This is a genomic window from Capnocytophaga sp. H2931 (assembly GCF_002302535.1).
Classification (GTDB): Bacteria; Bacteroidota; Bacteroidia; order Flavobacteriales; family Flavobacteriaceae; genus Capnocytophaga; species Capnocytophaga canis.
On sequence record NZ_CP022381.1, the window covers coordinates 146,262 to 171,996 of the forward strand.

At 33.8% G+C, this 25,735-nt stretch carries 20 protein-coding genes and 1 pseudogene; 3 read left to right on the plus strand and 18 right to left on the minus strand.

What is annotated here, in order from left to right:
- Positions 1 to 43 precede the first annotated feature (43 nt).
- From CGC52_RS00635 to CGC52_RS00670, 8 genes are all read right to left on the minus strand, one after another.
- Entirely contained in the window at positions 44 to 1,315 is a 1,272-nt protein-coding gene (locus CGC52_RS00635) for a DUF2851 family protein (protein ID WP_095893143.1), read from the minus strand.
- Between the two features lie 184 nt (positions 1,316 to 1,499).
- On the minus strand, positions 1,500 to 2,285 hold the full coding sequence (locus CGC52_RS00640) for a diadenylate cyclase (protein ID WP_042006574.1): 786 nt from the start codon (positions 2,283 to 2,285) through the stop codon (positions 1,500 to 1,502).
- A 51-nt stretch (positions 2,286 to 2,336) separates the two neighbouring features.
- Positions 2,337 to 2,930, minus strand: coding sequence for a hypothetical protein (locus CGC52_RS00645; protein ID WP_095893144.1), 594 nt, complete (start codon positions 2,928 to 2,930; stop codon positions 2,337 to 2,339).
- Positions 2,923 to 3,750, minus strand: a complete 828-nt coding sequence (gene folP / locus CGC52_RS00650) for a dihydropteroate synthase (RefSeq protein WP_042347908.1) — start codon at positions 3,748 to 3,750, stop codon at positions 2,923 to 2,925. The genes CGC52_RS00645 and folP overlap by 8 nt, the downstream gene beginning before the upstream one ends.
- Positions 3,751 to 4,409: 659 nt before the next feature.
- Entirely contained in the window at positions 4,410 to 6,818 is a 2,409-nt protein-coding gene (locus CGC52_RS00655) for a thiamine pyrophosphate-dependent enzyme (protein ID WP_095893145.1), read from the minus strand.
- A gap of 78 nt (positions 6,819 to 6,896) precedes the next feature.
- On the minus strand, positions 6,897 to 7,940 hold the full coding sequence (gene mltG / locus CGC52_RS00660) for an endolytic transglycosylase MltG (RefSeq protein WP_095893146.1): 1,044 nt from the start codon (positions 7,938 to 7,940) through the stop codon (positions 6,897 to 6,899).
- Positions 7,941 to 8,265: 325 nt separating this feature from the next.
- Complete coding sequence (gene bioA / locus CGC52_RS00665) at positions 8,266 to 9,546, minus strand: adenosylmethionine--8-amino-7-oxononanoate transaminase (RefSeq protein ID WP_095893147.1); 1,281 nt, start codon at positions 9,544 to 9,546, stop codon at positions 8,266 to 8,268.
- 35 nt (positions 9,547 to 9,581) lie between these two features.
- Positions 9,582 to 10,607 carry an aldose epimerase family protein gene (locus CGC52_RS00670; protein ID WP_369800761.1) on the minus strand — a complete coding sequence of 342 codons (1,026 nt, stop codon included), beginning with the start codon at positions 10,605 to 10,607 and terminating at the stop codon, positions 9,582 to 9,584.
- A gap of 367 nt (positions 10,608 to 10,974) precedes the next feature.
- Between CGC52_RS00670 and CGC52_RS00675 the strand changes: the two genes are divergently transcribed.
- The 3 genes from CGC52_RS00675 to CGC52_RS00685 all read left to right on the plus strand — a co-directional run bounded on the left by CGC52_RS00675 (position 10,975) and on the right by CGC52_RS00685 (position 13,864).
- Positions 10,975 to 11,481, plus strand: coding sequence for a helix-turn-helix transcriptional regulator (locus CGC52_RS00675; protein WP_095893149.1), 507 nt, complete (start codon positions 10,975 to 10,977; stop codon positions 11,479 to 11,481).
- Positions 11,482 to 12,487: 1,006 nt separating this feature from the next.
- Positions 12,488 to 12,838, plus strand: a complete 351-nt coding sequence (gene panD, locus CGC52_RS00680) for an aspartate 1-decarboxylase (protein WP_042345342.1) — start codon at positions 12,488 to 12,490, stop codon at positions 12,836 to 12,838.
- Between the two features lie 18 nt (positions 12,839 to 12,856).
- Positions 12,857 to 13,864, plus strand: a complete 1,008-nt coding sequence (locus CGC52_RS00685; protein ID WP_095893150.1) for a lysylphosphatidylglycerol synthase transmembrane domain-containing protein — start codon at positions 12,857 to 12,859, stop codon at positions 13,862 to 13,864.
- A gap of 14 nt (positions 13,865 to 13,878) precedes the next feature.
- On the opposite strand, the gene CGC52_RS00690 is transcribed toward CGC52_RS00685, so the two are convergent.
- The 10 genes and pseudogenes from CGC52_RS00690 to CGC52_RS00735 all read right to left on the minus strand — a co-directional run.
- On the minus strand, positions 13,879 to 14,271 hold the full coding sequence (locus tag CGC52_RS00690) for a thiol-disulfide oxidoreductase DCC family protein (RefSeq protein WP_095893151.1): 393 nt from the start codon (positions 14,269 to 14,271) through the stop codon (positions 13,879 to 13,881).
- Positions 14,264 to 15,514, minus strand: a complete 1,251-nt coding sequence (locus tag CGC52_RS00695) for an ABC transporter permease (RefSeq protein WP_042345271.1) — start codon at positions 15,512 to 15,514, stop codon at positions 14,264 to 14,266. The genes CGC52_RS00690 and CGC52_RS00695 overlap by 8 nt, the downstream gene beginning before the upstream one ends.
- 17 nt (positions 15,515 to 15,531) lie before the next feature.
- Positions 15,532 to 17,202 carry a murein L,D-transpeptidase gene (locus CGC52_RS00700; protein ID WP_095893152.1) on the minus strand — a complete coding sequence of 557 codons (1,671 nt, stop codon included), beginning with the start codon at positions 17,200 to 17,202 and terminating at the stop codon, positions 15,532 to 15,534.
- A gap of 268 nt (positions 17,203 to 17,470) precedes the next feature.
- Positions 17,471 to 18,877 (minus strand): histidine ammonia-lyase, encoded by a 1,407-nt coding sequence (hutH, locus tag CGC52_RS00705; RefSeq protein WP_095893153.1) that lies wholly within the window; start codon positions 18,875 to 18,877, stop codon positions 17,471 to 17,473.
- A gap of 48 nt (positions 18,878 to 18,925) precedes the next feature.
- Positions 18,926 to 19,216: an ATP-dependent Clp protease adaptor ClpS gene (locus tag CGC52_RS00710; protein ID WP_042345277.1), complete on the minus strand. Its 291-nt coding sequence runs from the start codon at positions 19,214 to 19,216 to the stop codon at positions 18,926 to 18,928.
- Positions 19,217 to 19,226: 10 nt separating this feature from the next.
- Complete coding sequence (gene prmA, locus CGC52_RS00715) at positions 19,227 to 20,060, minus strand: 50S ribosomal protein L11 methyltransferase (protein ID WP_095893154.1); 834 nt, start codon at positions 20,058 to 20,060, stop codon at positions 19,227 to 19,229.
- Between the two features lie 454 nt (positions 20,061 to 20,514).
- Positions 20,515 to 21,252, minus strand: coding sequence for an LPS export ABC transporter ATP-binding protein (gene lptB, locus CGC52_RS00720; protein ID WP_042006509.1), 738 nt, complete (start codon positions 21,250 to 21,252; stop codon positions 20,515 to 20,517).
- A gap of 216 nt (positions 21,253 to 21,468) precedes the next feature.
- A complete protein-coding gene (locus CGC52_RS00725) occupies positions 21,469 to 22,122 on the minus strand; it encodes a hypothetical protein (protein WP_042006507.1) in 654 nt (217 codons plus the stop codon).
- Positions 22,123 to 22,181: 59 nt separating this feature from the next.
- Positions 22,182 to 23,003 carry a twin-arginine translocase subunit TatC gene (tatC, locus tag CGC52_RS00730; protein WP_042345283.1) on the minus strand — a complete coding sequence of 274 codons (822 nt, stop codon included), beginning with the start codon at positions 23,001 to 23,003 and terminating at the stop codon, positions 22,182 to 22,184.
- A 252-nt stretch (positions 23,004 to 23,255) separates the two neighbouring features.
- Positions 23,256 to 25,511 (minus strand): annotated as a pseudogene (locus CGC52_RS00735) (helix-turn-helix domain-containing protein); the annotation flags it as partial.
- Between the last annotated feature and the right edge of the window lie 224 nt (positions 25,512 to 25,735).

Genomic DNA, 25,735 nt, shown 5'->3' on the forward strand with positions numbered 1-25,735 from the left:
TATTGACAATCATTAATTTTATAACAGAAGAATAGTAGATTCTCTATTTTTCTTCTTTTAATAAAGATATCCCTACTGCACAATTCAAGCATTTTTTCTCTTTGCAGTATTGGTTATATTGTTGTAATAAAATTTGAGTATCAAATGCTGAAGTTGGATATGCTCCTATATTTTCAAAATGGTCAATAATCGTATTTTTTTCAGGTTTCATTTGCCGTAGACTTTCCATAAGTTCTTCAGAAATGTCTTTACCTAAATATTTGAAGTATATATATTTAACAGGCAATATGACGTTTATCCAAATCAGTTCAATCAACGAATTGCTGATTTTCTTTTTTACTTTTTTAGACGTTTTTCCAAAGGTATAGTGCGTTTCCCAGAAAGGCGATGTTTCGACAGTAAGTACAGTTTTGAGTTGTTGTATGTCTTTAGTTTCTATTATTTTTGAGAATAATCCTTCGTTTTTTTCATATACTTGTCCCAATTGCGAAAGCCTAATGGTTGGAAAACCTTGTGGTCGGAGTTTGGAAAATTCAAGATGCAAATTATTGTTTTTCAGATTATATTTTCGTTTTAGGTAGTCATAATTAGCCAATAGTGTTTGGAAATATGTACCTTCAGTAGGTTTTGAAAGTAATTGACCTTGTCCAAAAAGTAGAGCTTCTACATACAGCGGGTTATTTTTCTCTTTCCGAATAATGGAAAAGTCAATTGTTTTCCCAATATTTAGGAAATTTTCTCCATTAACAGTCCCTCCAAAACTTTTTAAAAGCATTAAGAACAATACCTTCTCCCAATCTGAATGTGATTCTGTCAATAATTTATCAATTAAAAAGGATTTTTGCTCTAATCTTTCAACAAAAAGACGCTCATTCCATGAAAAAGAGATATATTCTTGTACTTTTTTATAGTTTTTATCACAATTTATGAATGTATGAGATTTAGAAAATAAGATTTCGTATCGTTTTACGATATTTTGATCAATAACGTGTCGAAGTTCTAAAGTAGGAATAGGACGTTGATTGCAATCAAAAACTTCCACATCATGTTCCCAAACCACATGTAGAATAACGTTTTGATAAGCAGGATCTTGCTCATGTCGATGGGCATACCAATAGGATGATTTTACGTGTAACTCCACATTTCCTGCCCATAGTTGTTCATCAATTTGTAATTGAGCATTAAAAAAATCAGCCCCTGAAAGTCTGTTTGGTGTTCCAAAAGAATGTATAACAAGATTTTGACCAGAAGTGAGCGTAGAAACTTGAGGAACTATTTTATGTTTCCAAAGGTACTGCAAAAAATCTTCTTTCATAGAGCAATCTTAATTAACAAAATCCAAGTAATTCCTAACCTAAATTATGGATTAATAAAAACATGAATCTAAGTTGTTGTAAATCAGTATATTATTTTAAATATTTAAAGTAACAGGAGTAGAGATTCAATCCTCAGAGGTTAGTTATCAAAAATTCAAAGTATCAAATCTGAAAATTTTGATTTTATCCTAAGTCCTTATTAATCAAAAGGAAGAGTTCTTCATCATTTTTATATTTGATAAAATCTCCTCCTTTTACGTACGAAATACGTCCTGTTTCTTCTGAAACGATTAATGCTGAAGCATCCGTTTTTTCCGAAATAGATACAGCCGCTCGGTGTCGTAATCCGAAATGTTTAGGCAATTTATTTTCTCCTGCTACAGGCAGAATGACACGGGTTGCTACTATAAAATTTCCCTTTATGATGATAGCACCATCATGTAAAGGACTGTTTTTAAAGAAGATACTTTCAATTATGGGTTGCGAAAATTCGATATTCATTTTATCGCCCGTCTCTCGAACGAATTCTAATGACATGTTCCGTTCCAGTACAATTAACGCTCCAGTATTGTTAGCCCCTAATTTTCGGCATACGGCAATCAATCCTTTCACATCCAATGCGGATTCTTTTTTTGTCAGACGCAAAAAGCCAAAAAACTTTTGAAATTTGTTTCGTGCTGTAATATTTGTTGAACCTATGGTAAGTAAGAATTTTCGTATTTCTTGCTGAAAAACAACAATCAGAGCAAAAACCCCCACACCAATGAATTGACCTAAAATACTACTGAGCAATTGCATCTGTAAGGCTTCCGTTATTTTCCAAATTAAATAGATGATGACAATTCCCAAAAAAATATTAATTGCCACTGTACCACGAATAAGCCGATACACATAGTAAAGCAACATCGCAACTAAAAGAATATCAATAGCATCGGCTATTGAAAAATCTAAAATCTCAAATAATTTCATATCCTTTTTACTTTCTGATTAGGTTTTTAGTAGAACCTTTTTTACCTTTCTTTATTTGACTTTATCAATATCAAGAATGGTTATTGTCTTAAAAAAAAGACCTACTTCTTGTATCTTCTGTAAAAATACAACAAAATCTTGAAACGATATACTCCCATCCATGGAAATTGTTTCACTTGGATTAGCTTTTAGTGTTTCTATAAGGTGTTTTATGTTTTTAAAATCACTTATTTCTAATATTTTATCTTGATTTTGTATTTCAGTAATTACCTCAAATTGGGTAGTAGTAAACTCTAAAAATTTATACTTATGATCATGCATATCGGCTATAGTGAAATAGTTTTTTGCATCAGGATTACTGTGAAAACTCATCGTAGCCCGTTTTTTCTGCATTGTTAACATTGTTTTTCCTACTTCAGACAGAGGTAATCGCTTATCAATGTTAAATACCCAATGGGTTGTTGAAATCATGTTCTTTCTGTTCAAGTCGGCTAATCCAGAATTTTCATTAAAAAAGATATAGATGGGTGAATAATCCGTAACCTCGGTAGGAAGTTGAGCCTGTGAAAGTTGGGGTAACTGTACGCTACGTTCGTTACACGACCAAAGTAAAAGAGCAAGTATTAAAATAATTAATCTATTCATTTTCAGATGTTTTATTAAATATATTTACACATTCTACCGCTTCCTTAACATCGTGAACTCTCAAAATAGAAGCTCCTTTCATCAGAGCTATTGTATTAACTACCGTGGTTGCATTCAGAGCCTTAGAAGAATCGACTCCCAAAAGATTATATAGCATTGATTTTCTTGAAAATCCTACCAGAATAGGTGAGTCCAACGATTGGAATAATTCCATTTTTTGTAAAACTTCGTAGTTTTGATCTAAGGTTTTTGAAAAACCGAAACCAGGATCAATGATGCAATCATTGATACCCCACAGCTGTGCTTTAGCTTTTATTTTGGAAAAATAATGAATCATTTCAGTGACAATATTTTCATAATCAGTAAATTGATTCATAGTTTGTGGAGTACCTCGCAAATGCATTGCAATGTATGGAACTTGGAATTCAGCCACAACATCCCACATCTTTTCATCCAACTGTCCTGCTGAAATGTCATTTACCATTGCCGCACCTTCAAGCAAACATTGTCGTGCGATTTCACTACGAAATGTGTCCACGGAAATTGGCAAATTTGGAAACTCTTTGACTAGACTACGAATGATTGGAACAACGCGTTGTGATTCAGTAATTTCTAAAACTTCATCCGCATTTGGACGTGAGCTATATCCACCAACATCCAAAAAATCAGCACCATCTACCAACATTTGCGTAGCTTTTTTCAACACCTCTGTTTCTGTAATCCGACTGTTTTCATAGAATGAATCGGGTGTAGCATTCAAAATTCCCATCACTTTCGGACGTTCTAATGAAACTAAAATTCCTTTGCAATTGATTGTCATTTGTATATGTTTTCTTTTATAAATACTTTCATAACCGTCCGAAACTTTCTAAATAAAAGTTACTTGAGAATACTGTATATTAAAAAAATGCCGAATTTTATCAATTATAGTACCATCCAAACGAAGCAAAGGTACAAATAAACCAGTAATCGGACAAATTTTAGACCTGATTCCTCGGCAGTTCCGTATAAAAATCATTGAAATTGATTGAGGTTTTTGGAAGAATTTTGCTCTTTGAGCCAGCCCAAAGAAAAAAGAGAAAAACGATCCCAAAAAATTGCACTTACTAATGGAATTTAAGTGACATTTCTTTTTAAACATTGAAGGTATCTCGATTTATTTGAAAAAAATAATCATTAAAAAGTAAATGTAATGATTCTTTCGTTAAAAATCCATAAAAAGAAGATTTAACTTAATGATTTTCATATTTTTGGTTCTTTGAGATAGTAATTTAAGCAAAATAAAAAGTCAAGACGAGTTCATTTTATATAATTTTATCTGATTATCGTTGTTTTGTAATATTTTTTTCTTTTCATATTTTTGTACTATAATTTACATTATGTAAAATAGTATTTTTAAAATTAAGAAAAATCTCCTAAATTCTACCTTATGATAAACCTTGGAGATTTTAATAACGTTATTTTGAATTTCCTACTGAACTAAAGAATTTTTGGAAATTTTGCAGGATTTGACTCTCTCATGATTTCATAAATTTTTTCGAAGATGTCTTCCGCATTCGGTTTTGAAAAATAATCTCCATCACTAGCATAAGCAGGTCGATGATCTTTTGAGCAAAGAGTTTGAGGAGCGGAATCCAAATACTGATACGCATTTTGCTCTTCTAATATTTTTTGCATGATGTATGCCGAAGCTCCGCCTGGAACGTCTTCATCAATAATTAGCAAACGATTCGTTTTAGCTATGCTTTTTACAATATCATGATTCAAATCAAACGGCAATAAAGACTGAATATCAATAACTTCCGCGTCAATTCCAAATTCAGACAACTCTTCAGCAACCTGACAGACGATTCGTAATGTTGAACCATAGGAAACTATCGTAATGTCTTTTCCTTCACGTACCGTTTCTACTACTCCTACAGGAGTTTTAAATTCTGTTAAGTTACTCGGTAACTGCTCTTTAAGTCGATATCCATTTAGGCATTCGATGACTACTGCAGGTTGGTTACACTCTAATAAGGTATTATAAAAACCTGCCGCTTTGGTCATATTTCGAGGTACCAGAATATGTACGCCACGCAATAAATGCAACAGAGCTCCCATATGCGAACCTGCATGCCAAATTCCTTCCAAACGGTGTCCACGAGTTCTGACAATCAGCGGAGCCATCTGCCGACCTAAGGTTCGATAATGTACCGTAGCTAAATCATCGCTCATCGTTTGTAATCCATATAAAATATAGTCTAGATATTGAATCTCGGCAATTGGGCGTAACCCTCTCATAGCCAAACCAATACCCTGTCCAATAATGGTAGCTTCACGAATACCAGTATCAGCAACTCTCAGCTCTCCATATTTCTTTTGCAAACCTTCCAATCCTTGATTTACATCACCGATGTTTCCTGTATCTTCCCCAAAAATGAGTAAATTCGGATATTTAGCAAATAATCCGTCAAAATTTTCGCGTAGCACTACCCTAGCATCAACCAGTTCAGCATTTTCTTTGTAGATAGGTTTTACCTCTGTGACCAATGTTGGATTTTTTTCATTTTCAATATACAAATGACTGCTATATTTCGGTTGATTTTCAGCAAAATAATCATTGATCCAACTACGTAAGGTTTCTGCGTTAGTTGTCGTTTCAGTGGCAACATATCGCAATACTCTACGTGCGGCACTTGCTACATCTCGGCGTGAAATGGTAGAAATAGAGGCTAAATGGTTTTTTATGCTTTGAACAGCATCATAATTTTTAAATGATTCATTTACAGATAATTCTATAATTTCAATTAAATTGTTTCTTTCCCTGAAAATAGGATTTTGATAAGCTTCCCAAGCTCGTTTTTTCCCATCCCGAACCATTTTCTTAGCCTCAGCATCAATGGATGCTACTTCTTCTTCGGTAGCAATGCCACTCTCAACAATCCACTGACGCATTTTCAGATTACAGTCAAATTCACGTTCCCACTCCAGTCGCTCAGTACTTTTGTAACGTTCGTGCGATCCAGAGGTTGAATGTCCTTGAGGTTGTGTGAGTTCTCGAACGTGAATCAGTACAGGGACATGTTCTTCACGAGCAATTTTTCCAGCTTTTTCAAAAACTTCCAACAAAGCAGGATAATCCCATCCGTTCACAACGAAAATTTCATAACCATTGTTATTCTCATCACGCTGGAATCCTTTCAATATTTCGGAAATATTCTCTTTAGTAGTTTGATATTTAGCAGGTACCGAAATTCCATAGTTGTCATCCCAAACCGAAATTACCATAGGTACTTGCAACACCCCTGCAGCGTTGAGGGTCTCAAAAAAATGACCTTCACTGGTACTGGCATTTCCGATAGTTCCCCAAGCTACTTCATTTCCGTTGTTTGAAAATTTTTCTTTTTCTGTTTGGGGTACTTCCCTGAATATTTTTGAAGCCTGAGCTAATCCAAGTAAACGTGGCATTTGTCCAGCAGTGGGAGAAATGTCGCTACTACTATTTTTCTGTTGTAATAAATTTTTCCAATTGCCGTTCTCGTCCAAACTGTGAGTGGCAAAATGCCCTCCCATTTGCCGTCCTGCACTGGTTGGATCTGCTTCGATATCAGGATTAGCATAGAGTCCTGCAAAGAAGTTTTCAATAGTAAATGCTCCAATGGCCATCATAAAAGTTTGATCACGGTAGTACCCACTTCTGAAATCACCATCTTGGAACGCTCTAGCCATTGCCAATTGAGGTACTTCTTTTCCGTCTCCGAAAATACCAAATTTGGCCTTTCCGGTAAGGACTTCTCTCCTACCCAGAAGACTACATTCACGGCTAATTACTGCTGTTCTATAGTCTGTTAAAATATCTTCTTTCGATAAATGAATTGTTGTTTGTATTTTATTTTTTCGTGTCATAATTCTGAAAATATAGCGACCTCAAAGGTAATATAATTTTATGATATAAGCAAAGAATTTGAGGTATGCTTCATCCGTTTATCTTCTAATTCCTTGTGCATTAATCCACTCGTGATAAGCTCGACTGTTAATCAGATGCTGCGAGTAGGTAGACGCAAACTTGTGAAACCCAGGTTTTTCGACATCTGCTACGAAATAGAAAAAATCATGATTTTCAGGGCTTAATACAGCTTCAATTGCTGAAATATCCGACATGGCAATAGGAGCTGGTGGCAGTCCTGCGTGCTTATAGGTGTTATACGGAGAGTCGATTGTCAAATCACGATTTAACACCCTTTTTATGATAGTATCATGCTTACCAGTGTGTTCCTTGATGGCATAAATAACCGTAGGATCGGCTTGAAGGAGCATATTATTTCTTAAACGGTTGATATAAACCCCCGCTACCCTACTCTGTTCCGATACTTGCGCTGTTTCTTTTTGCACAATCGAAGCTAAAACACTCACTTGCTTTGGCGTAAGATTTTGATTTTTAGCTTTTTCTATTCTGTCTGAATTCCAAAAACGACGGTACTCCTTGAGCATACGATCTCTAAACTGCGTAGCTGAAGTATTCCAAAAAAATTCATACGTGTTGGGTAAGTACATTCCTAACACATCTTTCGATGTAAATTCATTTTCAGTCAAAAATTGGGGATCTAAGAAAGCATTCAACAGCGAAATACTATCCGCTTCAATTTGCTGTGCAACCCGTCCTGCTAAATTTTCTAACGTCTCTTGGTTGTTGAAAGTCAATTTTATAGGTCTATTTTTACTGCGTAATACATTGATTATGTCATTATTACTACTTCCTTTTTTGATGATATAACGACCCGCCTTGATGTTATCAACATATTTTTTTTGCTTGGCTACCTGTATAAATGATTCTATATCAGATAAATATGGATTTAGCACATGCGTAACATCGCTAAAATAAGCTCCTGTTGGAATGAATATTTCAATTTCACGCTCCTCAAAATTGGTGTTAGGAGCTAAAATAAGATTGTAAATTGAGTAGGAAAAGAAACCTAAAATAATTAAACCAATAATTGAAATAGCGATTAATATTTTCTTGAAATACATGTCGTTATATATTGAAATTTATATTCTACGTAAAAATAATATGCCACAAATTTACAAGAATATTTGGCTTTACCAAAGGTTTATTGATAAATAAAGGATATAGCATTAGGCGAACTCAAAATTTTCCCATTTAGAACGACCTATTTGGACCGCCTGAAATGGTCAATATTACCGAAGATAAAATACACGATATCAGAGTATTATAGCAAAATATCTATCCGAAAATTAAAAACTTTCGGACGGGAGTGATTACAAATTAATGAAAATTGAAAAATAACCACCGAAACTGATAGTTTCAAACAGTGCTAAATATGTATTTCCCTATTTATTCAATTCCAAATTTTTCAATGGCTTCTTCAATAGCATCGTAGACCTGCATTAACTGCTGATTTGTAATAACATAGGAAGGAAATACATATACTGTATTTCCAACAGGACGCAAGATAATTCCTTTAGAAATAAAAAAATCATATAGCTGATTGCGTATACTGCCATAGTATTCATTTCCTGCATTAGTGTTCACTTCAAAAGCTAAAATTACTCCCAAACTACGCCAACCGCTTGTCTTTGAGCTGCTTTTCATTTTATTTATAAACTGTTTATGCAAATCTGATATTCGCTGTATGTTTTGGCTACAATCATTAGTTTGCAAAATTCGAATGGTTTCCAAAGCAATAGCACAACCTGTAGGATTTGCCATATAGGTATGCCCGTGAAAAAATGCTTTATTAACATCATCACTACAAAAAGCATCAAAAATAGCTTGAGTAGTTGAAGTTACTGCAAGTGGAATCGTACCTCCTGTTAAGGCTTTGGACAAACAAATGATATCTGGCTTTTCATTCAAATAATCACAGGCAAATATTTTTCCTGTTCTGCCAAATCCTGTCATTACTTCATCAGCTATTGTGATAACTTTTTCATTTTTAGCTATTTGAATTAATCTATCCAATGCTTCAGGTGCATACATTCGCATACCCGCAGCTCCCTGTACTAAAGGTTCAAAAATGAAAGCCGCAGGATTGTATTTCTTTATGACTTCAGCTAATTTTCTCTCCGAATCCTGTTCTTTTCCTTTTTCAGGAATTGGAATACGAACCACTTCAAGTAACTGATTTTTAAAAGATTCGGTAAAAAAAGAAATCCCTGAAGCTGCCATTGCTCCGAAGGTGTCACCATGAAATGCGTTTTCAAAGGCTACAATAACATGCTTTTTTTGTCCTTTGTTAAAAAAATATTGAATAGCCATCTTTATAGCTACTTCTACTGCCGTTGAACCATTATCAGAAAAGAATATTTTTTGTTGATTTTCAGGCAATAATTCAATTAGTTTTTCGGCGAGTTTTACAGCTGGTTCGTGAGTAAATCCACCAAAGAGCACATGTTCCAGTTGCGAGAGTTGTTTGAAAGCTGCCTCGGCTAAATGAGGATTAGCATGTCCGAATACATTTACCCACCAACTGGCGATAGCATCTATATATTGTTTACCGTTTTCATCCCAAAGTAAGGCATCTTTTCCTTTAACAATACCGATGGGATACATGGCTGTTTTATGTTGAGTGTAAGGATGCCATAGATGGCGTTCGTCTCGTTGTTGTAAATTCATTTTAAAAATATGTAAAATATAGGTAGCATTTTGACCTATTTATTTTCAAAAAAGTGGAATGTTGCAAAATAGGAATATTCATCCTCAGGATTCAATTGCGTTGACGGAAACTGCGGATAGTTCAGAGCATCAGCAAATCCTTGACATTCAAAGCATATTCCTGCGTTTTGTCCTGTTGATTTTCTGCCTTCTGGATGTAGCTCTGGCACGTAGTATCCTCCATAAATATGCAGTACAGGCTGATTGGTTCTTACGTCCATTCGGATGTTACTTTCTTCACATATCAACGAACCTACAACTTCATTTTCAGATACTTGACGAGGAAAAGCATTGTCTATATCTGGATGTACAGTTACTGGTTTTCTATAATCTAAATGTGTATTTTCTACAAGAAGCAATTCACCAGTTGGAGAATAGTCGGGATTCAATGGCGAGTAGCGATTTCCATTGACCTGTAAAAGATGGTTCAATATATTTTTTGAATCACTATTAAAGTTAAAATACGTATGCTGTGTCAGGTTTAAAATAGTTGGTTTATCCGTTTTTCCATGATAATCCACACGAAGTTCATTATCATCGTTGAGTGAATAAGTAACGGTTACTACGACTTCGCCTGGAAAGCCTTCTTCTCCATCTGGTGAAGTGTATTTTAAGACTACGAATAAATTCTGGCTATCACCAACTTCAACAATTTCCCAAACTTTACTATCGAATCCTTGAAAACCACCGTGCAATTGAGCTGCTCCATGGTTCACCGTCAACTGAAGTTCTTTACCATTAAGCGTTGTTTTTCCTCCTTTAATACGCCCTGCATTTCGTCCAATAATAGCCCCGAAATAAGGATATTCCTTGCGATAAGCCTCACTTAAGTATTCTTCAAAAGTATCAAATCCTAAGACTGTTTCTATTTTTTTTCCATTCACAGGATATTTTATAGAAGTGATGATACCTCCGTAGTTCATAATGGAGACTTCCATACCTTTACTATTCTCTAACGTGATGAGTGTTACGTTTTTACCTGCGTATGTTCCGAAAGTTTTTTTATGTATCTGTTTCATTATATTTTTTCGGACGAATGTACACCTTTTTTTGGGATTTTGCAAAGATTTTACACAAAAACATACTCCCGTCCCAAAATTAAAAACTTTCGGACGGGAGTTAGATTTTTACAAATATAAGGCATTCTCAGGCAATTTTTATGAAAAAAGTTTAGGATAGTTGTGAGAGAAAATTAATTATCAAAATTGTACTTACTAAATAAATCTAATTCGTGTTTACATTTGTGTATATGAATATAATTTACAGTTTTTGCGTTACAATTGTAAATTAGAGTACTTGCAATAAACTTTGTTCATTACTTTTAATGTTTGTATGTTTCAAAAAAATAGTTTACATTTGTGCTATCTTTAATTTTAAAAAGACTTTACAATGATAAACACCCCTGATTTCGTTAAAAGGTTACAAGAAGTTATGGAACACTATGACCTTAATGCTTCTTCTTTAGCTGATATACTTGACATACAACGATCAAGTATTTCGCATTTATTGTCTGAACGTAATAAACCTAGTTTAGAGTTCATAATGAAGCTCATAGAGCAGTTTCCTGAAGTTAATTTCCACTGGATAACACAAGGAAAAGGTAATTTCCCTTCTAAAGAAAATTCTGTAACTAAAATTGAAGAAAAAAAGTCTATTATGCAAACAAATCTTTTTGGTGATGAACCCGAACAATCTGCTACTACTAAAAGAAAACAAAGCCCACCTCAAAACGTAGCAAAAGTAAAAGAACCTGAAAGCGAAATTTCTTATCAACAGATTTCACCAATCTCCAAAGTTGTAGAAAATACATCTGTTACAAAAGTAAACAATAAAAAACAATTGAAGAAGATTATCTTTTTTTATGACGATAACAGCTTTGAGGTTTTCGAAAATTAATTTACTTTTGTAAACAAATCTTTTTTTGCACTTAAATTCATTGGGATGGGTACAATTTACTGTGCTACCTCTTTTCTCTCGTGTTATTGGTACTAAAGTCTGTACATGTAAAAACAAATTGTAGGTGGTATTACATCAGGTCAAACACTTGACATTGACATCAATTTTTTATACTTTCCTAAATATGTCATGCTGTGATAAACACCTCACGTTTCATCTTACAAAATTCCTATTCTCAGATGATGTCTGCTCATCAGAACTGCTACAATAGGAAAATATCAAGATTAGAAATCTACTTCCCATTTTTTATTCGCTTTTTCTTTCCTAGATAACATAGTAAGAAGTTATTTTCCATATTAATTCAGCGTCCAAAAATAGTTTTTACGAACGTAAGTTTATTTTTTACCTCATAAAAATCATTTGAAATATATACTATTTTTACTAATAAAATAAGATGAAAAAATGAAATAAAATTTTTTATATATAAAATAATGATTATAAAATACTTATATATTAATTTATAAATTAATACTTTAATATTAGTAACAATTTATTAATATATGACATTTTGGCAGTTATTTTGATATTTCTTTTTAAATAATTGATTTACAGATATTTGAATTACATTAATACTTCTTCAAAAACATATTTTTATATATATTAAAGTTATTATTTATATATTGATATATAAATTACTTATTACCAATTATTTAAACTGTAAAATTTTACAGATATATTCGCAGTCAACTTTATAAAATAAATCCTGAAAAAACGACTTCCATTAACGGATTTTTATTTTTTATTTTGGTCAACATTTTTTTGCTGAGGTTGTATTATCCAATGTATTTTTCATCGAAGAAGTTCTATCTAACAAGAATAATCGCTATCCCCTACTCTTTAAAAGGAATAACAATCATACGAATTCAAATTTGTGATAAAATTTTTATGGAAAACTTTAATTATTTCTTTTTTTAGTATCTTTGCCCGATTTTTAATGATTTACAAAATGCAAATAGAAGTATTAAAATCTAAAATTCACCGAGTTACAGTTACTGGAGCTGACCTAAATTATGTAGGAAGCATCACAATCGATGAAGATTTGATGGAAGCGGCCAATATGATTGAAGGAGAGAAAGTTGCAATCGTAAACGTAAACAATGGTGAACGTTTAGAGACCTATATTATTAAAGGAAAACGAGGTTCGGGAGAGGTAATTCTTAACGGGCCTGCAGCTCGGAAGGTACAGCGAGGCGATATCATTATCATCATTTCCTACGGAATTTTAGATTTTGAGGAAGCTAAGGCCTTTAAACCTTGGATTATTTTCCCCAATGAAAAGACAAATAAAATAGAATAAATAAAACATAAAATACTGATAATGAAGTTAATAAAAACTATCCTTCCGCTATTTTTAGGTGTTTTTCTGTGCTGGTATGCCTACAGCCAATTCACTGATGAGCAGCTGAATGAAATCAAAGAAAAATTCTTAAAAGCGGATTATTTTTATATTATATTATCAGTTTTACTCGGTTTTTTGAGCAATGTCTCACGTGCTTTACGATGGGAATTATTACTCAACCCTATGGGATACAAAACTCGTAGCTATAATCGGATAATGGCAGTTTTTATCGGATATTTAGTAAACGTTACTATCCCAAGATCTGGGGAAATATCAAGAGCTTTGGTAGTAAATCGTTATGATGGTGTTCCTTTTGACAAAAGTATAGGAACCATAATTTCGGAACGAGTAGTTGATCTAATCCTATTACTATCGTTCACGTTGACTGCTTTTCTACTTCAATTTAATTTAATTAGCGAGTTTTTACTGTCTATAATTCCTTTCCAAAAATTGATTTTTCTTTTAGGAATTGTATTAGTTCTTGGAGTATTATTTTCTATATGGGTCTATAAATCAACACATTTCATTGCTTTAAAGGTACGCAATTTTGTAGCAGGACTTAAAGAAGGTATTTTTTCCATACTTAAACTACGGCGACGAGGAGCTTTTTTATTGCATACAATTTTCATTTGGACAATGTACGTTTTGATGTTCTATCTTCCGTTTCTTGCTCTACCTGAGACCTCCTACGTTAGCATAGGAACGGTACTAACATCCTTTGTAGTAGGCAGTTTTGCCATAGCTTTTACTAATGGTGGCTTTGGTTCATATCCCTTTTTTATAGCAGAAATTTTACTACTTTTTGGCATACCTTTAGTGTCAGGTACCGCTTTTGGTTGGATTGTATGGACAGCACAGTTCTTTATGACTCTCTTTTTCGGAGGAATTTCTTTTATTTTACTCCCGTTATTAAATAGATATCGAGAAGATGAAAAATGTTTCTTTCTAAGAATGAGAAAAATACCGAAAACACGCAACTCGTAGAGCCTTGAACCAAATTAATTCAAAAACTTTTTACGAATTTCAGGAGGCAGTATGGGGCATTCTTTTTTAATGAGTTTCCTACGATGTTTTCCAATAATGTCATACACAAAATCAGCTATAAATGCAGGAGTTATCCAAATAATAAACCGAAGCAATGGATACATATTACTTTCTTTCAAAAACATAAAAATGGCTTTTGATTTTATATAAAACACCTCCCCTACTCGAACTATAACTGTTTTATCTACAAACTTTTGCAATTGATATTTTACGATAAAATATTGTCCCGTTTCAGAGGTGCTTGACAGAAATTTAAAACTATCCCGCTTGTCGGATTTTGCTAAATGATAAGCTATCCAATTACAAAAAAGGCAATCACCATCAAAAATCAAAAAAGAATTATTCATAACGAAGAGCTTCAACAGGATCTAACTTGGAAGCCTTCATCGCAGGGTATAACCCTGAAATAATGGCTACTACAAAGGCTATCAAAATGGCCACAAAAATGACTCCCCATGGAATTATAAAATCAAAATCTGCTACGAGTGAAATGAAGTAACCTAATGTTATGCCTAAAACAATTCCTGCCATGGCTCCCAATTGTGCAATGATAACTGTTTCAGTGAAAAATTGCATTGTAATTGCCTTACGATGAGCTCCTAAAGCCTTGCGAATACCAATTTCTTTGGTACGTTCAGTTACAGAAACGAGCATAATATTCAACAAAGCAATCGACGATCCTAAAATAGTAATCAATCCAATCACAAACCCTGCAATTCCAATGCCTTGTGTGATACTTTCAATACGATGCAATAAATCATCACTGCGTTCCATACCAAAATTATCTTCATCCAATGGTCTGAGGCTTCGAATGTTACGCATAACAATAAGTGCATCATCCATAACGACATCTAGCTTACCTTTATCATTTACCTTTACTTTTATTGCAAAATTCGGATTTTGGAGCGTAAAAACCGAACGAGCAATCCCTAATGGAATCAACACTTGCATATCTTCATTATTTCCAAATGTAGAACCTTTTGACTCCAATACGCCAATAATTGTAAATTTATGTCCTTTGATAGAAATAACCTTACCAATAGGATTGACATCTTTTAATAATTTTTTTGTAAAATCAGCTCCAATAATACAAACTTCTGCATTATTCTCAATATCTAACTTACTGAAATCCCGACCACTGTCAAGTTCTAAGCCCGAATTTTTAATATAGAACTCATCCACTCCAATCACTTTTGATGAAGGATCGGTTTTTTGATTTTCGTATTTAACTTCAACCGAAGCAGATGAAAACAATGAAATACTGATTTGTGCAAACGGATTTTGTAATTGTTCTCTGAACGCTATTGCATTTTGGTAACTAATGGGCGGATTTATCTTCTCATTAGCTCCGCTACCTTGAACTCGTTGGGTATACTGATAGCGTGTAATAGAAAATGTATTGGATCCCATTTTTGAAAAGTTACCTTCCAAAGTGTTGCGGAGTGCTGTGATAACACTCAAAATCCCGACTAATGCCGTTATACCGATAGCAATGATTAGCACCGTAAGAATTGTACGCAACAACTGGCTTTTGATTGACTCTAAAGCAATTTTTATATTTTCTCGAATAACTGTAAATCGGATTGCCATACTACGAAATTTTAAGTCTATTCATATACTTTCAACTCTTTAAGTTGCTGTTGGTCAAAACCATAAATATCATTTTTGATAATAAGCTGATTATTTTCATCAACCCAAGCGGTAATATACAACAAACTGATTAAGTATCTGTTTTTTAGAGTAATACGATTTTGATTGGGCCCCGATTGCATTGCTTGGTCTACCTTCTCACGAGTCCATTCATCTTGATTCTTAAGCAGTAAATACGCCAATTCGGCAGGTTGTTCCACACGCACACAACCATGGCTAAAAGCTCTTTCTTCACGTGAAAACAATCGTGTTGAAGGAGTGTCATGTAAATAAATACTCATATCGTTGGTTAATATAAACTTTACCAACCCTAACGAGTTGCGAGCTGATGGAGCTTCTACAAAACGAAATTTACGTTTTCTGATTTCAGGGTTTGTCCAATCTACACTATTAGGATCAACCTTTTCACCATTTTCATAGATGGTATAACCCCGTTTTTGGTATTTTTCGGCATCATTTTCTGATACCATTTGCGGAATCATTTCATTGTGAATAATGCTCTGTGGTACCGTCCAAGTAGGTCGAAATTCCACATGACGAATTGAATCAACGAACACAGGAGTTGCGGTATATTCCCTGCCTACTACCACATTCATTTGATGAATCATTGAATCTTTATGATATACAAATAACTTAAAATCAGGAATATTCACAATGAGATAATCATCACCCAAATCATTGTTTAACCAACGCATACGCTCCATATTAAGTTTTAGAAGTTCCACTTTTTGAGCCTTGGTCATATTTAAGTGATAGAGAGTTGTCTTCCCTGGAACACCATCAGGGGTAATGTCTTTGGTTTCCTGAAACTTTTTGAGGGCATTTAACAAAACGGTATCAACCACATTTGTCGAAACCAACGGAGTGACTTCATAACCTTTCTGTTTTAAATTATGCCGCATAGCCTCCACTGCCGAATGCTTATACCCATCAACAAATAACTTTGGATTCTCAAAAGCAACTTTAATGATTGAATCCGGCTGAGTATCAGCTCTCAATTCAGCGTATTTTTCACTCATTCGCTTGTAGAGAAGATGACTCGGATGTAGGGCATCAACCACCGTTACCAAATCGTCCGTATCTTCCAATTTCAATAGAATTTCAACATCGTTTCGGTTGCGTTTGGTTGGCTTCCAAATGTGTTGACCATGTGATAATTTAGATACACGTCCGCTACCTAAATGCTTCGTTAACAATAAAAAAGAAGCCGTTATTTCTCTATCGGCTTGTTCAAGTTCCGTAAAATCAATCGTTTTGGAATAAAGACTATCCACCAAATATTTCAGTGCCTTATGGCGATACGTTTCTGGATTCAGCCCGTAATTTTCTGATTTTTCTAATACTTTCATGTAACCATAAAACAACGGAGTCGGTTTTTTTTCGTAAAGCCAACGTGTATTGTAGCCATTTTGGGAATAAAAACTTTTCAATTCCGCCAAAACCTCTTTATCTTTTATGGCTATTCTCTCAAAGGACAGTTGTGTTGTATCTGAAAATGAGATTGTTTCGTTATTTTCAAATACTTCACGTGATTTGATTTCATCAATTAATTCCTTTGGATTGGGGTTATTTTTGCAACTTTGAAAAAGCAGAAAACCCGCTAAAAGAACCAACAAACATTTATTCATCTATTATTTATTTTTAAGTTTTAATGTTTTTATTTTTCATTTCCGATAGTAAATTACTCATATTGAGCACGATACTGAGATACGTTTTTCAGTTACAAAGCGTTTAAATTCAATAATTTAGTTGGAAGTGTTGTAAAAAGTATGATACTTTTAATAAAGTGGATATTTCTGTCAGGCTGAGCGTAGTCGAAGCCCTGTAATTACGAGGCTTCGACTACGCTCAGCCTGACAATCAAAACTACCATCATACTTTTTATAACACAACCATTTAGTTTTCATTCTTCTCTATTTTAAAAAATTGTATGGTTTTTTCGATACTTTTTTTCAGGGATATTTTTTCAGCTCGTAACTCCAAATAGTCAATATACTCATTCAAAACAGAAGATGTGAAGGTCATTTTTTGATTTATTGACCATAGTACCGCGACTAATAACTCAACAGCTAATATTTGTTCAATATTTTCAATAACCTGCAAGCATTTTACAGCCGAACTACCTCCCATTCCTTTAATATCAGTCATTTTTTCAGTAAAAATAGGGCTTTCAACACTCACAGGTGTAGACAACCGCTTATTTTCAGCTAAAATACTCTCTGTTATACGTTGAAAAACAGATAAATCTAAGAAAAAATCCTCCTTTTCATCTTCTCTTGATGAAATAAGATGAAAAATTCGTCGTTCTGACATATTTCCCAAACTTGTCAATGCTATAGCAAGAAAATCTAAACCTAATGACAAGGGTAAAGTATGTGAATTTCCACTGGAAATCAGTTGGTTTTCTTTAGAAAAAACCAACAAATTATCCGTTACAGAATTAATTTCGGTTTTAATAACTTTTCGAACATGGGCTACCGTATCTTTGACAGCCCCATGCACCTGTGGAATAGCACGAAAAGCCTCGGGAGCTGTATCAAACTCTGAACGTTCCACATTTATTTCATTGTTTTTCAGAAATTTGCGTAACGATTCTGCTGTTTGAATTTGCCCTTTATGTGGACGAACGATTTGGACTTGTTCTGAGAAGAACAAGTCACTCACTCCGAAAACTTGTGAAGAAACCGAAGCTATAAAATCCGATAACTCACACAATTTAAGAGCTTTGATCATATTAAAAGCTCCATAAGCAGTTGTCAATTGTGTACCTCCTAACAAGATTTCGGCTTCTTTTTCTTTCAGATGCAACGGTTTCCACCCAAATTTTTCTTCCAGCTCACAGGAGGAAAAAATCTTTCCTTTAATGCGTACCTCACCCTCGCCAATAAGCGGTAAAGACAAGTGAGCCAATGAAATACGATCATCTGGTGTATCTTTTGAATAAACAACTGGCAATACATTGTAATTAAAAAAATCCAAAAATCGTTCAATAATTTCTAGACGTATACCGCTGAATCCGTAGCAAAAAGACTGTATTTTTAAAAATAACATCAATTTTACCACCTCATCAGGAATGGCAGTACCTACACCACAGGCATAGGATTTCAATAAACGACACTGAAAATCAGCATTTTCGTTAGGAATATTTTGTTTTTGATGCTCAAGAGACCATCTACTCAAAAAATCTTGGCTTTTTTGGATATTTATTTTTGCCTCCTCCGATAATTTGAGTTTTACATCCTCAATTAAGAGATTTTCAATATTTTCTAAAAATAATGTATCGTTAGATATATAGTGATTCATTTCAATTTTTCGTTTAATTCGATCAGTTTTTCGACAAGAATATAGAAATCACTCAATTTCAGCACTTAAATCGGCATTTAAAAGTGCAGTACACATCGGTTCTAAGGTCTTGTAGGTTCCTGATTTTACATCACATTTTCCTTTGTAATGCACTATAATAGCACATTGTTCGGCTTGTTCATAGGTATGATCACAAACTCGTACCAATGTATCAATCACATGATCAAAGGTGTTTACATCATCGTTGTATAAAACAAGATGATATTCCCTATCCAATAATTCCTCAACAAGCGTTTCGGTTTCAGTTTGGGTTTGCTCTTTATGATTGAAAATTAGCATATTACAAAAATTAATCTTTTTTGACACATTTTACTGCTACCCATTCATTACGTTCTAAATTTTCAACAAATGAAAGACCATGTTTACTGGATTCCTCAAGGATTACTGGCATATCACTTTTGTAAAATCCACTGAGAAGCACCATTCCATTTTGCGATAGAGTCGCTGCGTACAACGAGAGATCATTTAATAAAATATTTCGATTGATATTAGCTATTACCACATCAAAATGCTCGTTTTTTAATAAAGAAGCATCACCTAACTTCACTTCAATACACTTACAATCATTTCGTTGTATATTCTCTATTGAATTTTCAACACACCAATCGTCAATATCTATTGCCGTAATTTTGGTCGCACCTCGTTTTTCACTCATAATCGCCAAAACACTGGTACCACAACCCATATCAAGTACCGATTTTCCGCTAAAATCGGTCTGTAATAAAAACTGCAACATCATATAAGTCGTTTCATGATGTCCTGTTCCAAAACTCATTTTGGGTTCGATAATAATATCATATTTAGTGTCTGTTTTTGGATGAAAAGGAGCCCGAACCGTACACAAACCATCTACTGAAATGGGATCAAAATTCTTTTCCCACTCTTCATTCCAATTTACTTGCTCAATAGTTCGGAATGAATAAGTTATGAGAAATTCCTCCGATTTTAAAATATAAATCTCATCTAAAATATGTTCATTCCACAAACTTTCTTGAATATAGGCCAAAATCCCTCGTTCGGTATCAACAAAACTCTCAAAACCCCATTCTGCTAACTCAGCCACCAGAATCTCAGAAGCAACTCCCTGAGGTTCTATTTTGAAATCATATTCTATATAATTCATTTGTAATACTTCTTTACTATTTTATACAAGTTTATTTTGAAAATATGATTTGCAGAACATTCTAATATAACTATTTCATATTTAAAATAATACACACAAACCAAATTCGTCTTAAATTTTTAGAATTTATTTGATACTCAATTACCCATTCCACATAAACATTTTGGACAAAGGCTCTAATTTTACAAAAAATAAACCCCTAAAAATCAGATTCTTGCTATTGCTTTTCCCAGAAAAAATATACCGAATCAACGTATAACTAATTAAGAGTAAGTTAAATGATACATCAATCTACTAATAATCAGAAACATAATTAATTTGGATTAATCACATTTTACAAACGACCTATGGAGTAACTCTTTCAAGTATTGAAAATGAAGAAGACATAAACATTGTATTCCTAACTATTTCAACAACGCTAATAGTTCAAAAAAATACAAGTGGGAACTCCTTACTAAAATAACTTTTTTCTTCTCAATTCAAAATTTTGTCCTAAATAAACTTTTCTAACCATTTGATCTTCTGCCAACTCTTCAGGAACTCCCGCTTTGAGAATTCCTCCCTCAAACATAAGATAAGTACGATCAGTAATCGCTAAAGTTTCCTGTACGTTATGGTCGGTGATTAGGATACCAATATTTTTATTTTTAAGCTGTGCAACAATACGTTGAATATCTTCTACAGCCACGGGATCAACTCCTGCAAAAGGTTCATCCAATAGAATAAATTTTGGACTTGTTGCTAATGCTCGTGCAATTTCAGTACGACGTCGCTCACCTCCTGATAATAAATCACCTCGGTTTTTGCGAATATGTCCCAAACCAAACTCCTCAATCAATGAATCGGTTTTCATTTGTTGTTCTTTTTTCGATAACTTGGTCAATTGCAACACACTTTTGATATTGTCCTCAATACTTAATTTACGAAAAACGGAGGCTTCTTGTGCCAAGTACCCAATACCTCGCTGAGCTCTTTTATACATCGGATAGTCAGTAATATTCTCTCTATCAAGATAAATAGTTCCTCCATTGGGTTTAATCAACCCCACAATCATATAGAAAGATGTTGTTTTACCCGCTCCATTAGGCCCTAAAAGCCCAACAATTTCTCCTTGATTTACCTCCAAAGAAACGCCTTTAACAACTTTTCTTCCTTTATAGATTTTGATAATATCATTGACTATTAATTTCATCGTATGTAAAAAATATGCAATAAATTTAATTTTTCGAGCAATATTAATGCTATTAGTTAGAACAATACACTCCAAATACTACCAAAGCTAACAAACCCCTCGTTTTGCATAACTGTAACTACTTTGGTTTAACTTTAAACTCAGAATAAATATTGTTTATCCACACCAAAAGATAAATTTTCCTGCTTGAATTTTGGTATAAAAAATGGTTAGGATTTAAAACTCAAATCGGTATGGCATTTCATCCAATTCGGCCTCCAAATCCACCCAATCATGCACTTCGCTCACTAAACTATATACCATTGCTTCGGTGAGTATCTTACCTTCATAAATGTCCGTAATAGTCTGCTCGGAAGCATCTTCCTTGAAATAAGTTTCATCACCAAAGAAATCAAATGCCCATTGCTTATAGACGGCAGGATTAGTAGTGATTTGGTCAAATTTAGAAATAATTTCTTCAATTTCAAAATTTTCCTCAGCATTCCACGTTTCTCCATCCAATGACCACAACACGAACGGAATATCAGAATTCGAAAAATTTTTACGAAAATAAGGATGAAAAATCTTCGGTATTTTTTTTTCAAACAACTGACTGTTCGCATCTTTACTATCTTCCGAACTCGCTGACGGCACAATCAGACACGCCTTGTCAAGAAAATAGAACGACAGGGAGATTCCATCTTCATCCTCAAACCCTAAGCCCCATTGAGCCTCGGTGCCGTCATACTCCTCTTGCTTACTCTTGTAGAAGGTGTGGTAGGTTTCAAACTCATATCCACAAATAATCCAATCCATCACAGCTCTGCCACGACAAATCTGTTTTAACGTTTTCACGTTAGGTAATTGCTTTAGGTAGGTTTTACAATTCATTGAACCTTAAAATATTAAATTATGTTTTGAAAATATGATAATGTTTCATTTATAGGATTTTATTCCACTTTTGCTTTACGCTTTTGTTCCTTTTTCAAAACGTAGACTGAAATGAATATACTAATTTCATAAAGTAACATAATGGGAATAGCTACAATAATTTGACTCGCTACATCGGGAGGTGTGATGATTGCAGCTAAAATAAGTACCAAAACAAGTGCATGTCGACGATATTTCCTCATAAAAGTCGGGGTTATGAGTCCTAATTTGGTTAAAAAGTAAATGATAATAGGTAATTCAAATACTAAACCGCACGAAATTACGGATGATCGGACTACCGAAATGTAAGAATTTAGATCAATTTGGTTTGCAACTTCTTGACTAACAGTATATGTTCCTAAAAAATTTATAGAAAGAGGTGCAATCATGTAATAACCAAACAACACTCCCATAAAAAACAACAAGGACGCTATGAAAATGAAACCACTCGCTATTTTTCGCTCATTTTCATATAGCCCTGGACTTATAAATCTCCAAATTTCATACAAAATATAAGGAAAACCAAGAATAACTCCTGCCCAAATAGATGTCCATAAATGCACTGAAAATTGTCCTGCCATTGTTCTATTTTGGATGCTAAAAGGCAGTTTTTCCATACAGAAATCACTCTCATAATTAAAAAATTGTCCCAATTTACAAAACATTTCGTAGGTAATAAAATCACCTTTTCGAGGTCCAAAAATAATAGTATCGAAAATAAAATCTTTCAAGAAGAACGCCACTACGGCAATGACCAAAACGGCTACAGTGGAGCGGATTAGGTGCCACCGTAGTTCCTCCAAATGGTCTAAAAAAGACATTTCATCTTTTTGCTGTGTCATATAGTTGTTTGAAAATAAAGAGTATAGCTCTCTCCGTTTGATAAATAATGTGCAAATATACGTTTTGTTTTGAATTTTTGGAATTTTTAGAATAGTTTTTTGAAGCAGTACCACTAAAAAATTACTCTAAAAATCCTTTTATATAATTACATCAAGTAGAACTTTTTGTTTCCTGATGCCGTTTAAAATACTGACTAAATGCACTTATAGTTTATAAACCATAAGGAAGGGATTCTTGCAGAGTCTGTCTATTCATTCTGAACTCATATTTTTCAAAAAATAACTTTTAAAAAGGCGTAATTCATCCCAAGTGTATCTTTCGTTCAAAAGGTCATAGATATATCCTAAACTCAAATCTTCTTCCTGTTCAAAAACAGTTGTCAGTTCGTTTAGAGCCTGTTCGGATAGCAATTCTGAAATTTGCACCTTATCCATTTCCATTAACTTCATAAGATGTCGATAGATAGTTGCTGTGGTAAACATGCGTTTTTCTGCAACTGCCTCAACAGAACGCATTTCTTTCCATAATTGATAGGTGATATCATAGGTCGATTCTTTTTCTTTGGTAGCAATTTTTATTGCTTGATGTGATTGCTCCTCCACAAAAAGTCGTTTTTCTTTCAGCTGTTCTTTTGCTTTTAATATTAAATTTTCACGAATCCTTACCAACGGCGAAAGATTGATGGAAGAATTATTAAATGGCTGTTGATTTTTAGCCAATTGCATCATTTGTCTTGTTTTAAATAGGCTACGTATTACTTCCGAAGTTACACTCTCCAAATCAATAAGTTCCTCACGAAATTGTTTCACTTTTTTATGAGTTTCAATCTCTTTTTGCACTCGTAAGACTTCATACCAAATAACCTCTAATCGTGGAAAAAAATAGAGATATGCCTTTTCAAAACGCTCATAGAGGAAGTTAAAATCATAGTCAGTATGTAAGATATGTTTCAACTGTTTGGTAAATTTTTCGGTCAGTATAACCATTTCAACGACCTGATTCATCTGTTCTAATGCCCAGTCTTTATAAAGATTCTTATTTCCCATATCTCCTACATAGCTACCTTTGTGTAAGTTCCAATTTCCTAGCAAATTATCCCATTGAAAACATTGTAAAACGGCATTCTCTAAGTACGCTTTTTCACCACTGACACATGCTTGAGAAAGTTGTTCTGGACTAGCTTTATTTACTGCATACTGAACCACTTCCTCACTATTTTCGATACCATATTTACTAACTTGAGAAAGCAATACCATTCCTTCCATGGAACGCAATCGAGAAAAAGCTACATACAATTGTCCTGGGGCAAACACATGGTCTAAATCTAAAATTGCCTTTTCGAAAGTAAGCCCCTGACTTTTATGTACAGTAATTGCCCAAGCTAACCTCAATGGATACTGTGAGAACGTTCCAAGTCGCTCTTCTTCAATTTCTTTGGTTTGCTCATTAATCTGATAGCGGATATTTTCCCATTCATGTTTTTCAACATTAATGGTTTTTCCTCCATCTAAAAGAACTTCAATCTCATCATCCGAAAGCCTCTTTACGGTTCCCATTTTTCCATTAAAAAACAATTTTTCAGGTGATAAGTCGTTTTTAATGAACATAACCCTCGCTCCTTCTTTTAGGTAAATATATTTATCTATAGGATACATATATTCAGGAAAATCACCTACGATCTCTGCCTCAAACATATATTCTTTACTATGTAACTCTCTCATTTCATGATTGTTAATAGCATCAGCTTTGGCATTGTGAGTCGTCAAAGTGATATATTCATTTCGTCTATCCGATCTAAAATTAGGATTTACATAACCTTGTAATAATTCCATATTACTGAAATTCAATTTATTATCTCGAAGATTATTTAGTATGGAAATAAAATCATCATCCGACTGTCGATATATTTTATCCAACTCTACGTATAATAACGGATTTTCAGTAATAACTTTGGACTGAAAGAAAAATATCCCACTGTAGTATGTTTTCAAAACCTCCCATTCTTCGTTTTTGACTACGGGTGGTAGCTGCAATAAATCTCCAATAAACAAAACTTGTACCCCTCCAAAAGGACGTTTGTCTTTTCGAATATTTTGCAACATAAAATCCATAGCATCCAAAACATCGGCACGTAGCATACTCACCTCGTCAATAACCAATAGCTCCAAATGATGAAATAACTGTTGTTTATTTCTTCTCATTTTAAAGTGCTTACGCAATGTCATCCGATTTTCAAAACGCGAATTAGCATAAACCACAGGTGGATTGGACAATGTTGGTAAAAATGACGCAAAAGGCAACTGAAACATAGAGTGAATGGTAACTCCACCTGCATTCAAAGCTGCTATGCCTGTGGGAGCAACCACAATAGTATTTTTATGTGTAGTTTTAATGATTTTGTGCAGTAATGTAGTTTTTCCTGTTCCTGCTTTTCCTGTTAGAAATATATTTTGTGAGGTTTGATTTATTAACGTGAGTATGAGTTCCTCCATAAGGCAACTATTTTGATTGGGGGTAAAGGTAAAAAATCTTTAGAATTTAGGCAAATAAACTTTAACATTCAACCCCCTTGAAATTCAATAGATTAAATAAATCAGTGAAGAGTAAACTTTTACCATAAAACAGTAACAAAATTTGAGAAAGAGTGATTATTTATGCATTCTTGTAGTAAATTATTGGTTTTGCCAACTCATACCAAACTATTTGACACATTCAATTAACAAAAAAAGAA